Raw genomic sequence first — 12,998 nt, 5'->3', positions numbered from 1 at the left:
CCGGAGCACGGCATACTGGCCGCCGTGATCATGAAAACCGAGGAGCGCCACGCGTCCTGGCTCGAGCTTTTCTTCGACCTGGTCGCGGTCGCCGGCGTCGCCCAGCTTTCGCACCTCGTGCGCGGAACGACTTCCTGGAGCGACGCCGGCCTCTACGTCGTGTGCTTCCTCGCGTTCTGGACCGCGTGGATGTGCTTCACCGTGTACGGCAACGTCACCGGCGAAGCGGCCCGCGTCATGCCAGTGCTGCTCGCGATGGCCGGACTCGTTTTCATGGCCGGTTCGGTGCATGACCTCGGCGAGCACGCGCAAGGCTTCGCCACGGCTTACGTGGCGGTGCGCGCGCTCGCGAGCCGGGTCTGGGAGGGCCGGGAAAACCAGCGGATCATCGTCGACTGGCCGGTCGTGCACGCCGGGATGGGCGTGGTGCCGTGGGTCGTTTCGTTCTGGGTCGACGCGCCGTGGAAGTACGCGCTGTGGGCACTCGGACTGGCGATCGATCTGTTCGCCGGGCTGACCATGTCCGGGGAGCGGGTCGCGGCCAGGGTGGCGGAGCGGGCTACCCAGTCCCAGCGGCCGGTGCCGGGACTGGCGTTCGCGCATCTGGATCTCGCGCACTTCGGCGAGCGGCTGGGGCTGTTCACGATCATCGTGCTGGGCGAGGGCGTCCTGACAGTCACCGAGGCGATGACCGAGGTCCCGGACTGGGAATGGCCGCTCATCTCGACCGTTCTCGGGGTTCTGGCGCTGCTCGCGGCTTTGTGGGGAGCGGCGCTGTTCCAGGGGTTCGGCGGGATTCCGTATCTGTCGCAGACCGTGTGGGGGCCGCGGGTGCTTCTGCCGGTGCACTGCCTGGTGGCCGGGTTGCTGGCGGCGCTGGCGGCGGGGTTCGGGGACGCCGTGGAGTCGGTCGCGCACGGGCACGTCGCCGCGGGGACGCGGTGGTTGCTGTGCGGATGCGTCGCGGCGTTCACGGCGGTGGGCGTGGTGGCGCGGGTGACTTCCCGGACGTGGAAACCGTGGGATTACGTCGCGGTGCTCGCCGGGGTGGGGATTCCGGCCGCGCTCGGCTTCGCCGGCGGGGAGCTGACTCCGGCGAGGTTCCTGTGGCTGCTGGTGCTGGCGATCATCCCGGGCCTGGTGCGGCAGCTGCCCCGGCGGAAGCGCGCGGAACGAACTCTGAATCAGACTCCGTGAGGGTTCCCCTCCCGGCTTTCAGCCGGTGGCGAGGAGATCCTTCAGCGCGGCCGCGAACTTGGCCGGATTGCGTTGCGGCGCCAGGTGCGCGCCCGGCGTCTCGACGAACGGCAGCCCGAGTTCGAGCGCGAGGATTTTGGCGGGCTGGTAGTGGTACCAGCCGCGGCTGGCCTCCCCGGCGACCGGCACGATCTCGGTGCTCGTCCGGCGCAGCGCGCGCAAGTCGGGCAGGTAGTCGAAGAACGGGGTCAGCTCGCGGTCGAACAACCGGAGCCAGTCGCTTTCGTTCGGCAGCCGCAGATGCGGCAGGTCGGGAAGGGCGGCGCCGGCGATCCCGTCCGCGAACCGCGTGACCGCGCCCATCAGGTCACCCGAACGGGCCAGTCGGACCTGCGCCGCGGCGGCCTCGAGAATCCCCGCCGCGTCCGGCATCAACTGGATCGCGGGCGGTTCGTGTGCGACGAAAGTGGCGACCCGGTCCGGGTACCGCGCGACGAGATCAAGCCCGATCAGCGCACCGGCGCTGGTGCCGAACATCGACACCGGCCCGCTCCCGCCGACGTGGTCGAGCACGGCGAGCGCGTCGTCCGCCTGCAGCGACACCGGCACGGGACCGGTCGTGGTGTCGGTGCTGGAAAAATGGCCGCGACGGTCGTAAGTGACCACGGTGAAGTCCGTGCGCAGAAGCTTGACCAGCGCCCGGAACGAATCCGCCGCGCCGGTCCCGCCGGGGACCAGCAGCAACAGCGGTCCCTCGCCGGTCGTGCGGACGGCCAGCTCGCCGCCTTCGACCGGACAGCGATGTTCGGCAGTCTCCGCGTCTTCCGCGATCATGCCGAGAGTCAAGCACAACCCGGGTCACCCGATCGCTTCCGGGACGCCGGTTTTTGTCGGTGGCGGGTGCGAGACTCCGGGAATGACGAGTTGGGATGAGTTCAGTGCCGCCGCCCCGTCACTGGCCTCGCGCGTCCGAGCCCGCTTCGCCGCCGCGGACTCGCACGTACTGGCCACCCTCCGGGCCGACGGTTCGCCGCGGGTAAGCGGTTCGGAGATCGACTTCCGCGACGGCGAGGCCTACGTCGGGTCGATGCTCGACGCCCGCAAGGCCCGCGACCTCCAGCGCGACGACCGCTTCGCCTTGCACGCCTACCCCGGCATCGAGGAAGGCGGCGACGCGAAAATCGCCGGCCACGCGGTGGAGATCACCGACCCGGCGGAGGTCGCCCGGATCCAGGAGGGACAGGAAAGCCACCTGTTCCGGCTGGACCTGCGGGAGGCGGTGGTGACGTGGGTGGAGGACAACACGCTGTGGGTCGAAGCGTGGCATCCGGGGAGCTGGGTCCGCTTCGCGAGGCCGGACAACGGTCCGGTGGTGCGGACGGAGCTGGAGCTGGGGGAGGGGAGGAACGAGAGGGGTTGAGGGGCTTTGTTACTCGCCTGAGCGCTGGAAAGCGCGCGGGTGTTGCCTGAGGCAGGGCGACGAGTGCTGCGCGGTTCGGGTGCGGGCTCGGTGAGGGGACGAGCTGGATGGGTGCCGTGCCATCCGGCCTGTCGTGCGCCCGCGCGGCTTGAGTCATGCGCGTGTGGCGGAGGGGCGGGGCAGGGTGACGAGTTGGATGGGGGTGCCGGGCCATCCGGCTTGTCGTGCGCCCGCGCGTCTTGAGGTACGCGAGTGTGGCGGGAGGCGCGGGGCAGGGCGACGAGCTGGATGGGTGCCGTGCCATCCGGCTTGTCGTGCGCCCGCGCGCCTTGAGTCATGCGGGTGTGGCGGAGCTGCGGGGCAGGGCGACGAGCGCTGAGCAGTGCGAAGGCGAGTCCGGTAGCGGAAACGGCCTGCAGGACAGCCACACAGCCCTAATCCAGACCTGGCGAAGCGTCGAGCGCAGAGGCCGACCGCCCTAACCTGGCCTGATGAAACTCACCTCCACCGTCCTCGACACTCCCGATCCCCGGGCACTGGCCGAGTTCTACCGAACCCTGCTCGGCTGGCCGATCGGCTCCGACGAGCCGGAATGGGTCACCCTGCGCCCGCCCGGAGGCGGGGCAGGGCTGTCCTTCCAGCTGGAACCGCGGTACGTCCCGCCGGAGTGGCCAGCGGGTTCCGGGAAGCAGCAGATGCAACTCCACCTCGACTTCGAGGTCGACGGGCGCGCGGCGCTGGAGGCTGCCGTCGTGCAGGCGGTCGCCGCGGGAGCTCGGGTGGCGGCGTTTCAGCCGCAGCGGGACGTGCGGGTGTTGCTGGATCCGGTAGGGCATCCGTTCTGTTTCTGGACTGCCGACCGGCCGTAGCGGCGGTTTCCCGCTCGACAGCGGCAGAACTGCGGGCAGGGAACCGGGGCTCAGATCCGTTCCAGAATCGTCGCCGTAGCCATCGCCCCGCCAGCGCACATCGACACCAGCGCTGTCGTCTGGTCCCGGCGCTCCAGTTCGTGCAGCGCCGTCGTCAGCAACCGCGCCCCGGTGCATCCCACTGGATGTCCCAGCGCGATCGCGCCGCCGTTGACGTTCACCCGCGACTCGTCCGGATTGTGCATGCGCTGCCACGAAAGCACGACCGACGCGAACGCCTCGTTCACCTCGAACAAATCCACGTCGCCGATCTTCATCCCGGCCGCGTCGAGAACCCGCGTCGTAGCCTGGACGGGACCGTCCAGGTGGTAGTACGGCTCCGCACCGACCAAGGCCTGCCGCCGGATTCGCGCTCGCGGGCGCAGGCCCAGCGAGCGGGCCAGCGTCGCGTCCATGATCAGCACGGCCGCCGCGCCGTCGGAGATCTGCGACGACGTCCCGGCGGTGTGGACTCCGTCCGGCACCACCGGCTTCAACCGGGCCAGACCGTCCATTGTGGTCTCTCGCAAACCCTGATCCCGGTCTACCACACCGGCTTCCGTCGTCACCGGGACGATCTCCCGCGAGAAATGCCCGGCTGCCCAAGCCGCCGCGGCGTTGGCCTGGGACCGCACGCCGAAGGCGTCGACGTCCTCGCGCGTGATGCCTCGCCGGATCGCGATCCGTTCCGCCGCACCGTATTGGTCGGGCATGTCGATCGACCACGAGTCCGGCTTGGGGGACCCGACGCCCTCGCCTCGGTTGGCGCCCAACGGAACCCGGCTCATCGCCTCGGCCCCGCACGCCACCCCGACGCCGATCGCGTCCGCCGCGATCAGACCCGCGACCAGGTGCGCGGCCTGCTGCGCCGAACCGCATTGCGCGTCGATCGTCGTGGCCCCGGTCGATTCCGGCAGGCCCGCGTGCAGCCACGCGGTGCGGGTCAGGTTGCCGCACTGCTCGCCCGCCTGCGTGACCGCTCCGCCGATCACCTGCTCGACCTGGGCCGGATCGAGGCCCGCCCGTTCGACCACCCCGCGCATCGCCGCGCCGAGCAGTTCGGCCGCGTGCAGGCCGGACAGCCAGCCGCCGCGCTTGCCGATCGGCGTGCGTGCCGCGGCCACGATCACCGGTTCGCCCACGAGTGTCCCCTTCCGAAGCTCCGTACTCCCGCAAAACTAGAACACGTTCCTATTTTTGACAAGCGAGCGCACGGCGGCGCGGAAGTTGATCACGCGCCGCTGAGCAAGCGCTCACCTGCGCCAACGGCTTCTGGAACGGTAAAGTAAACAGGTTTCACTCACGCGGGTTCCGTTGGTTAACACCGTATGCTCTACTGGGGTCATAGAACGCGTTGCAGTTGGGTATCACCGCCGATCCCGCGCAGGAGGCCAAGCCGTGGCAGCTCCGCTTTTGCCCGCCGGTTTCGACTTCACCGATCCGGACCTCTACGCCAGCCGGCTGCCCCTGGAGGAGTTCGCCGAACTCCGCCGCACGGCGCCCGTCTGGTGGAACCCGCAGCCGCACAACACCGCCGGATTCGGCGACGACGGCTACTGGGTCGTCACGCGCCACGCCGACGTCAAGGCGATTTCGCGCGACAGCGAGCTCTACTCGTCGAGGGAGAAGACCGCGATCATCCGGTTCGACGACCAGATGACCGCCGAGGGACTCGACGCCAACCGGCTCGTCCTGCTGAACATGGACGCGCCGCAGCACACCAAGCTCCGCCGCATCGTGTCGAAGGGGTTCACCCCGCGCTCGATCGCGAAACTCGAGGACACCCTGCGCGACCGCGCCGAGCGGATCGTGCACGAGGCGAAGCGGAAGGGCTCCGGCGATTTCGTCACCGACGTCGCGTGCGAGCTGCCGCTGCAGGCGATCGCCGAGCTGATCGGCGTGCCGCAGGAGGACCGGCTCAAGATCTTCGACTGGTCCAACCAGATGATCGCCTACGACGACCCGGAATACGACCTCGAACCGATCGCCGCGTCGGCGGAACTCGTCGGCTACGCCTGGAACATGGCCGAGGACCGCCGCCGCTGCCCGATGGACGACATCGTCACGAAGCTCGTCCAGGCCGATGTCGACGGCGAATCGCTCGGCTCCGACGAGTTCGGCTTCTTCGTGATCCTGCTGGCCGTCGCGGGCAACGAGACCACGCGCAACGCCATCACGCATGGCATGAAAGCGTTCCTGGACCATCCGGAGCAGTGGGACATCTTCAAGGAGCAGCGTCCGAAGACCGCGCCGGACGAGATCGTCCGCTGGGCGACGCCGGTCGTCGCCTTCCAGCGCACGGCCACGCGCGACACCGAACTGGGCGGCGCGCAGATCCGCAAGGGCGACCGCGTCGGGATGTTCTACAGCTCGGCCAACTTCGACCCCGAAGTCTTCGACGAACCCGGCAAGTTCGACATCCTGCGCGAGGACAATCCGCACGTCGGCTTCGGCGGCACCGGTTCGCACTACTGCATCGGCGCGAACCTGGCCCGGCTGGAGATCGACCTGATTTTCAACGCGATCGCCGACGTGATGCCCGCGATCGCCGAGGTCTCCCCGCCCGAGCGGCTGCGGTCCAGCTGGCTCAACGGGATCAAGCACTACCAGGTCCGCTACGCCTGAGCAGGCGAAACGCCCCGGTCTGAGCGGCAAGGAGCACCACGCACCGGCATGATGGCCCCGTGCGCACGACGGTAGACGCGGAATTCGGCGTCCGGGTGACGAAACCCGGTCTCGCCGCGATCTCGGTCGCCGCCGTGCGCGCGGACGCCGGCGAACTCACCGTGTCCGACGCCGGTTCCGCGCGCACCGCCGAGTTCGAACACGGCACCCGCGCGGAGGTCTACGACCTCGCCGAGGGCGAGCATCGCGTCACCTATCACGGCGAACGCGTGCTGCACCGCGGCAACGCCGAACCGGTCACGCTCGCCGATATCGCGCGGTACACGCGACCCAGCCGGTATTGCCCGTCCGACCGGATGGGCGGTCTGCTGCCGCCGGGTATCGGCGATCTGCCTGACGCGAGAGCGCGAGTGCGGGCGATCGTCGACCACGTACACCACCGTCTCGCGTACGTCGTCGGTTCCGGCGGCCCGACCTACGACGCGATCGACACGCTCCTCGCTGGCGAAGGTGTGTGTCGCGACTTCGCGCACGTATGCGTCGCACTGTGCCGACTCGTGGACATACCCGCGCGCTACACCTCGGTGTACGCGCCAGGCTTGCAGCCGATGGACTTCCACGCCGTCTTCGAAGCGGGCATCGACGGCCGCTGGTACGTCTTCGATGCCACCCGATTGGCCCCGCGCCAGACCATGCTCCGCATCGCGACTGGCCGCGACGCCGCCGACACCCCGTTCCTCGCGACACTGGGGTGCGAACTCGACTTCCTCGGCGCGACCGTCTTCGCCACGACCGACGAGCCGCTGCCGCGTGACGACGGGCACGCCCCGGTCGTACTGGCCTGAACGCGTGTCTTTTGCGACAAACAGCGCGTCCGCTGGGTAGACAGTCACAGTGAAGCGTTCCCGCAAGACCCCCGGGCCGAGCAGATGGGCCCGCGCGCGTGCCCGGTACCGGTGGCTGGACCACCTCGCCCGGGCCACCAACCGGTACATCGACTACGGCGGCTACCACTACGTCGCGTCGATCACCTACTTCAGCCTGCTCTCGCTGGTGCCGATCCTGATGGTGTCGTCGTCGGCGGCCGGGTTCGTGCTCGCGTCGCAGCCGCATCTGCTCGACGCGCTGGTCCGCGGCATTTCCGGTTCGCTGCCCGGTCCGATCGGCTCGCAGGTGTCGTCGATCCTGACCGGCTTCGTGGAGCAGCGCACCGGCGTCGGGGTCGCCGGTCTGGTCGTGGGCCTGTACTCCGGCTGGAACTGGATGAACGCGCTGCGGGACGCGCTCACCGCGATGTACGGCCAGAACCGGTCCGAGGGGCCGCTGCTGCGCACGATCCTCATGGACGTCCTGGCGTTGCTCGGCCTCGCCGCGGCGCTGCTGGTGTCGTTCGGGATCTCGGTGTCCGGCACGGCGGTCGGCCGCTCGCTGCTGGGGTTGATCGGCGTCGAGGACACGAGCTGGGGACACAACCTGCTGTCGTTCGTCTCGGTGCCGCTGGCGCTGCTCGCCGACTGGCTGGTGTTCCTGTGGGTGCTCACCCGGCTGCCGCGGGAACGGGTCGGCTGGCGCAGCGCGATGCGCGGCGCGGTCGCCGCGGCGGTCGGCTTCGAGCTGCTCAAGCTGGCCGGCGGGTTCTACCTGAACTTGATCAGCAAATCGCCGTCCGGCGTGGCGTTCGGTTCGGTGATCGGTCTGCTGTTCTTCATCTCGCTGATCGCGCGCATGCTCGTCTACATCACCGCCTGGACCGCCACCGCCCGCGACGCTCCGCGCAAACCGATCCAGCCCCCGGCGGCGACGCAGCTGCGGCCGATCATCGCGCCCAAGCAGAACAGCGGCAAGGCGGCACTGCTGGGCGCGGTCGTCGGGGCGCTGGGGACGTTGTTCGCCTTGCGCGGGCGGCGGCGGGACTAAGCGGGCTTTTCCGACCCGACGACCCACATGCTGAAATACTGCGAGCCGCCGCCGTAGGCGTGTCCCATCGCGATCCGGGCCCCGTCTACTTGATAGTCGCCAGCGCGGCCCATCACCTGCTTCGCCGCTTCGGAGAAGCGCAGCATTCCGGACGCCCCAATGGGATTCGACGACAGCACGCCGCCCGACGGGTTCACCGGCAGCCGTCCGCCGATCGCGGTGTCGCCGGCTTCGGTGATCTTCCAGCCTTGGCCTTCGGCGGCGAAGCCGAGGTTTTCCAGCCACATCGGCTCGAACCAGGAGAACGGCACGTAGATCTCCGCGACGTCCACTTCGGACAGTGGGTCGGCGATGCCCGCGTCGCGCCACAACGCGGCCGCCGCGTCCCGACCGGCTCGCGGACTGACCTGGTCGCGTCCGGCGAACGTCGTGGGCTCGGTCCGCATCGCGGTCGCGTGGATCCACGCCGCGCCGCCGGGCACGGCGTCTCCGGCGGCTTCGTCGCCGAGCACCATCGCGCAGGCGCCGTCGGAGGACGGACACGTTTCGTCGTACCGGATCGGGTCCCACAACATCTGCGACGCCTGCACTGACTCGACCGTGATGTCGGCCTGCCGCAAGTGCGCGAACGGATTCAGCGCGCCATTGCGCCGATCCTTCGCCGCCACGATCGCGCCGATGTGTTCGGGCGCGCCGGAACGGCGGATGTAGGACCGCACGTGCGGCGCGAAGTAGCCACCGGCTCCGGCGCCGACCGGCATCTGGAACGGCGGGAGGATCGACAGGCCCCACATCGCGTTCGATTCGGACTGCTTCTCGAAGGCCACGGTCAACACGCGCCGATGCACGCCCGATTGGATCAGCGAAGCGGCGACCAGCGCGGTCGAACCGCCGACCGAACCCGCGGTGTGCACGCGAATCAACGGTTTCCCGTTCGCGCCCAAGGCGTCCGCGAGGAACAGTTCGGGCATCATGACGCCCTCGAACAGGTCCGGCGCCTTGCCGATCACGACGGCCTCGATGTCGTCCCAGCCGACCTGGGCGTCCACCATCGCGCGGTCGATCGCTTCGCGGAGCAGACCGGGCATCGACACGTCGGTGCGCTTCGCGCGGTGGTGCGTCTGCCCGGTCCCGAGCACCGCGGCGAGCTGTTTCGTCATCGTGCCTCCAGCACGGCGAGGAGGTTCTGCTGCAGGGCGGGTCCGCTGGTCGCGTGGGCGAGCGTCTTGGCCGCCTCGCCGCGATGGATCCGCGCGGCGGCCTCGCCGATCCGCGCGAGACCAGCGGAGAACATCGGGTTCCCGGTGAGCGCACCGCCGGACGGAGTGATCCGGACGCCGTCGTCGAGACCGAGTTCGCGGCGCAGGATGAGTTCCTGGTGCGTGAACGGCGCGTGCAGTTCGGCCAGTTCGACGCCGTCGAGATCCAGCCGTGCCGCGGCTGCCGCGGTGGACGGGGAGCGCGTGAGGTCGCGCGCGCCGAGAACAGGCGAGTCGATCCGATGCTCCAGTCCGGAGATGATCGCGGGCCGCTCCACTAGGTCGCGGGCTCGTTCCTCCGACGCCAGAATGATCACCGCCGCGCCGTCCGTCACCGGCGCGATGTCATGCGCGCGAAGGGGATCGGCGACATAAGGGCTGTCGAGCAGTTCGGCCACGTCAACGGTTCCGGACAGCTGGGCGGCCGGGTTTTTCACCGCGTCCGCGCGCGATCGGGCAGCGACTTCGGCTAAGTCCTTTTCGGACCACAGCCCGCCTTCGAGACCCAGCCGGGCCTGGAGTCCGGCGATGGCCAGCGAATCCGGCCACAGTGGAGTGACGAGGTACGGGTCCAGCTGCATCGCCATGACGCGGCGGAGTTGTCCGGCGCTGGCCTTGCCGAAGCCGTACACCAGCGCGGTGTCGACTTCGCCGGTGCGGATTTTCAGCCAGGCCTCATACAGCGCCCAGGCGGCGTCCATTTCCACATGGGACTCGTGGATCGGCGGGAACGCGCCCAGCGCGTCCACCGCGGCGATGAACGAAAACGCGCGCCCGGCAAGGTAATCCGACGAGCCGGAGCACCAGAATCCGATGTCTTGTTTGGACAGTCCGGTGGCCGCGAACGCCTCGGCGAGGATCGGCACGAGCATTTCCACGCCGTTGGTGGTGCCCTCGGTCTTGCGGACGTTGGGCGCCTGCGCGAAACCGGCTACGGCTACTTCAGGCATGGTTCCTCACAGGTGGTGGGCGAAGGTCTCGTACGCCGCGTCCGGCTCGCCGGTGGGCTCAAAGTGGCTGATGTTCTCCAGCGACGTCCACCATTCCTCGCGCGGCCGCCAATGAGCGCGCACGCGCATGCCCATCCGGACCTCCTCGGCGGCGCAGCCGAGCACTAGATGCAGGAAGGCGATGTCGGCCCCGTCGAGCAGGATGTACGCCGCGACGTACGGGGGTTTGATGCGCTGGCCGAGGAACGGCACGTTGACGATGCAGAACGTCGTGACGATGCCGGTGTCAGGCAGTTCCACCTCATCGGTGGTCGGCACGCCGTCCACCGGGCACGCGCCGCGCGGCGGAATGTAGACCTTGCCGCATTCGGGGCAGCGCTGGCCGAGCATCCGGCCTTCGGCGAGACCGCGCAGGTACCGGCTTTCCTCCGGGGAGGCGGAATGCTGGTATTTCAGGTGCACTGGCGTGATGATCACGCTGACCGGTGCGCCTTCCTCGCGTTCGGCCACCGGCGGGGGATTCTCGGTGGGCGTGGTGTCCGGCGCGTCGGCGGGCAGGAAGTACGCGATGTCGCGGATGTGGCCGACCGTTTCGTCGGCCCATCGCACGCGGACGCGCTGTCCGATGTGGACATTGTCCGGGGAGCCGGCGTCGAGGGCGTGCAGCAGGCTGGTGTCCGCGCCGTCGAGTTTCACCAGCACCCAGGCGAACGGGCGCGACAACGGCTGGCCGTCGAGCGGATCCGCGCACCAGGACCAGGAAACCACAGTGCCTTCCGTGCCGACCGGGACGAACTCGGTCAACGGGTCCGCGGTGGCCGGGTCGTACTCGACCGGCGGCACGTGCACGCGTCCGTCGCTGCCGCGCACGCCTTCGATCCGGCGTTCGCGCAGCGCGTTGACGAACCGGCCGAGCACCGGGCCGGTCGAACGGGTGTAGTCGAAGCCGACGTTGAGCGGCGCCGACAGAGGGGCATCCGAAACCGTCACGGCTCCGAGTGAAACACGTTCTCGAATCCGAGGCAAGGAACCTGTTGTGTCTATGTGGAACGCGTTCTAGATTTGGGAACCATGGACCTGGGACTGTGGACCATCGCCGCGGCCGAGCCCGCCCGGGTGGCGCTGGTGGATCCGGACGGGCGGGAAATCTCCTACGGCGATCTGACGGCGAAAGCCAACCGGTACGCCTCGGGGCTGCGAGAGCTGGGCCTCGGCGTCGGCGACGCGGTGGTGCTGCTGCTGCCGAACGGCGACGACCTGGTCGCGGCGTACTTCGCGGCGATCCAGACCGGGCTGTACGTGGTGGTGGTGAACTGGCATCTCGTCGGACCGGAAGTCGCGTACATCCTCTCCGACAGCGGCGCCAAGGCGTTCCTGGCGCACGAACGATTCGCCGACGTCGCGGTCGCTGCGGCCGACGAGGCCGGGTTACCTGCTTCGGCGCGGTTCTCGGTCGGGTCGGTGCCGGGCTTCCGCCGCGTCGAGGAACTGGGCGCGGGGCTTGGCGACGCGCGGCCGGACAACCGGACTGCCGGGTCGCCGATGCTCTACACCTCGGGCACGACTGGGCGGCCCAAGGGCGTCAAGCGGCCGTTGACCGGGGCGGACCCGGATCAGGTGCCTGCCGCGTCGACCTGGTTTTTCGGGGTGTTCGGGCTGCAGCCTTTTGACGATCACGTGCATCTGTGCGGGTCGCCGCTGTATCACACGGCGGTGCTGAATTTTGTGGCTATTTCGCTGCAGTTGGGGCATACCGCGGTGTTGATGGACCGGTGGGACGCCGAGGAAATGCTGCGGTTGATCGAGCGGCATCGGGTTACGCACAGCCATATGGTGCCGACGCAGTTCCGTCGGTTGCTGGCTTTGCCGGAGGACGTGCGTACGAAGTATGACCTCAGTTCGTTGCGCGTGATGATTCATGGGGCGGCGCCTTGTCCTATTGAGGTCAAGCGGCAGATGCTCGAGTGGTGGGGGCCGGTGGTTACCGAGTATTACGCGGCGACTGAGGGTGGGGGGACGGTGATTTCCGGGGAGGACTGGTTGCGCAAGCCGGGATCGGTCGGGTTGCCGTGGCCTGGGTCGACGATCCGGATTCTGGACGACGACGGGAACGAAGTGCCGACCGGCGAGACCGGTGCGGTGTATATGAAGATGGGGGACTCGAAGTTCGAGTATCACCGGGACAAGGCCAAGACGGAGAAGGCTCGGGTCGGGGATTTGTTCACCCTCGGCGATGTCGGGCATCTTGACGAGGACGGGTATTTGTTCCTGCACGACCGCAAGGCTGACATGATTATTTCCGGCGGGGTGAATATTTATCCGGCGGAGATCGAGGGTGAGCTGGTGATGCATCCGAAGGTGGCGGATGTGGCGGTGTTCGGGATTCCGCATGAGGACTGGGGGGAGGAGATCAAGGCGGTGGTTCAGCCTGCGGAGGGGGTTGAGGGGTCGCCGGAATTGACTGCGGAACTCCTTGCCTACGCGGAGACTCGGTTGGCTCGGTTCAAGTTGCCTCGGTCGGTGGATTATTTGGCGGAGTTGCCTCGGGATCCCAATGGGAAGCTGTATAAGCGGAAGTTGCGGGAGCGGTACGTGTCGTGAGGGTGGGGGCCACCACCCCTCAGCCTGATTGTGACTACGGCGCGGGGGGGGGGGGGGGGGGGGGGGGGGGGGGGGGGGGGGAAGAAACCCCCCCCCCGCTCTTTTCTCTTTCCCTCAATAG

Annotated in this window: 12 protein-coding genes; 7 read left to right on the top strand and 5 right to left on the bottom strand. The window is 68.8% G+C overall.

The features are described 5' to 3' along the window. Positions 1-30: 30 nt before the first annotated feature. Positions 31-1,197 carry a low temperature requirement protein A gene (locus tag ACZ63D_RS07265; protein ID WP_465353716.1) on the top strand — a complete coding sequence of 389 codons (1,167 nt, stop codon included), beginning with the start codon at positions 31-33 and terminating at the stop codon, positions 1,195-1,197. A gap of 18 nt (positions 1,198-1,215) precedes the next feature. Here ACZ63D_RS07265 and ACZ63D_RS07260 read toward each other — a convergent pair whose 3' ends face one another. Beyond that, positions 1,216-2,031: an alpha/beta fold hydrolase gene (locus ACZ63D_RS07260; protein ID WP_465353387.1), complete on the bottom strand. Its 816-nt coding sequence runs from the start codon at positions 2,029-2,031 to the stop codon at positions 1,216-1,218. A gap of 82 nt (positions 2,032-2,113) precedes the next feature. Here ACZ63D_RS07260 and ACZ63D_RS07255 point away from each other — a divergent pair, with 82 nt between their 5' ends. Together ACZ63D_RS07255 and ACZ63D_RS07250 are read left to right on the top strand one after the other, a co-directional pair. Continuing rightward, positions 2,114-2,617: a pyridoxamine 5'-phosphate oxidase family protein gene (locus ACZ63D_RS07255; RefSeq protein ID WP_465353386.1), complete on the top strand. Its 504-nt coding sequence runs from the start codon at positions 2,114-2,116 to the stop codon at positions 2,615-2,617. 491 nt (positions 2,618-3,108) lie between these two features. Next, the gene (locus ACZ63D_RS07250; protein WP_465353385.1) at positions 3,109-3,486 is read left to right on the top strand and encodes a VOC family protein; all 378 of its coding nucleotides are present in this window, start codon (positions 3,109-3,111) and stop codon (positions 3,484-3,486) included. A gap of 50 nt (positions 3,487-3,536) precedes the next feature. Here the strand turns inward: ACZ63D_RS07250 and ACZ63D_RS07245 are convergent, their stop codons facing one another. Continuing rightward, positions 3,537-4,667 carry a steroid 3-ketoacyl-CoA thiolase gene (locus ACZ63D_RS07245; RefSeq protein ID WP_465353384.1) on the bottom strand — a complete coding sequence of 377 codons (1,131 nt, stop codon included), beginning with the start codon at positions 4,665-4,667 and terminating at the stop codon, positions 3,537-3,539. Positions 4,668-4,923: 256 nt separating this feature from the next. Between ACZ63D_RS07245 and ACZ63D_RS07240 the strand changes: the two genes are divergently transcribed. Genes ACZ63D_RS07240 through ACZ63D_RS07230 form a run of 3 tightly spaced genes read left to right on the top strand, consistent with a single transcriptional unit; the run spans position 4,924 to position 8,067 of the window. Beyond that, positions 4,924-6,150 carry a cytochrome P450 gene (locus ACZ63D_RS07240; RefSeq protein ID WP_465353383.1) on the top strand — a complete coding sequence of 409 codons (1,227 nt, stop codon included), beginning with the start codon at positions 4,924-4,926 and terminating at the stop codon, positions 6,148-6,150. A 59-nt stretch (positions 6,151-6,209) separates the two neighbouring features. Then, positions 6,210-6,995, top strand: coding sequence for a transglutaminase-like domain-containing protein (locus ACZ63D_RS07235; protein WP_465353382.1), 786 nt, complete (start codon positions 6,210-6,212; stop codon positions 6,993-6,995). Positions 6,996-7,044: 49 nt separating this feature from the next. Beyond that, positions 7,045-8,067, top strand: a complete 1,023-nt coding sequence (locus ACZ63D_RS07230) for a YhjD/YihY/BrkB family envelope integrity protein (protein WP_465353381.1) — start codon at positions 7,045-7,047, stop codon at positions 8,065-8,067. On the opposite strand, the gene ACZ63D_RS07225 is transcribed toward ACZ63D_RS07230, so the two are convergent. The 3 genes from ACZ63D_RS07225 to ACZ63D_RS07215 are packed head-to-tail and all read right to left on the bottom strand — an operon-like array spanning position 8,064 to position 11,266. After that, positions 8,064-9,227 (bottom strand): thiolase domain-containing protein, encoded by a 1,164-nt coding sequence (locus ACZ63D_RS07225; protein WP_465353380.1) that lies wholly within the window; start codon positions 9,225-9,227, stop codon positions 8,064-8,066. The genes ACZ63D_RS07230 and ACZ63D_RS07225 overlap by 4 nt on opposite strands. Further along, positions 9,224-10,276 carry a thiolase domain-containing protein gene (locus ACZ63D_RS07220; RefSeq protein WP_465353379.1) on the bottom strand — a complete coding sequence of 351 codons (1,053 nt, stop codon included), beginning with the start codon at positions 10,274-10,276 and terminating at the stop codon, positions 9,224-9,226. Before ACZ63D_RS07220 ends, ACZ63D_RS07225 begins: the two co-directional genes overlap by 4 nt. Positions 10,277-10,282: 6 nt before the next feature. Continuing rightward, complete coding sequence (locus ACZ63D_RS07215) at positions 10,283-11,266, bottom strand: Zn-ribbon domain-containing OB-fold protein (RefSeq protein WP_465353378.1); 984 nt, start codon at positions 11,264-11,266, stop codon at positions 10,283-10,285. A gap of 81 nt (positions 11,267-11,347) precedes the next feature. On the opposite strand from ACZ63D_RS07215, the gene ACZ63D_RS07210 reads away from it, so the two are divergent. Further along, positions 11,348-12,877 (top strand): acyl-CoA synthetase, encoded by a 1,530-nt coding sequence (locus ACZ63D_RS07210; RefSeq protein ID WP_465353377.1) that lies wholly within the window; start codon positions 11,348-11,350, stop codon positions 12,875-12,877. The last annotated feature ends 121 nt before the right edge of the window (positions 12,878-12,998 follow it).

It is taken from the genome of Amycolatopsis sp. NPDC104775 (assembly GCF_055583325.1).
This window is presented reverse-complemented; position numbering and strand designations above follow the sequence as displayed.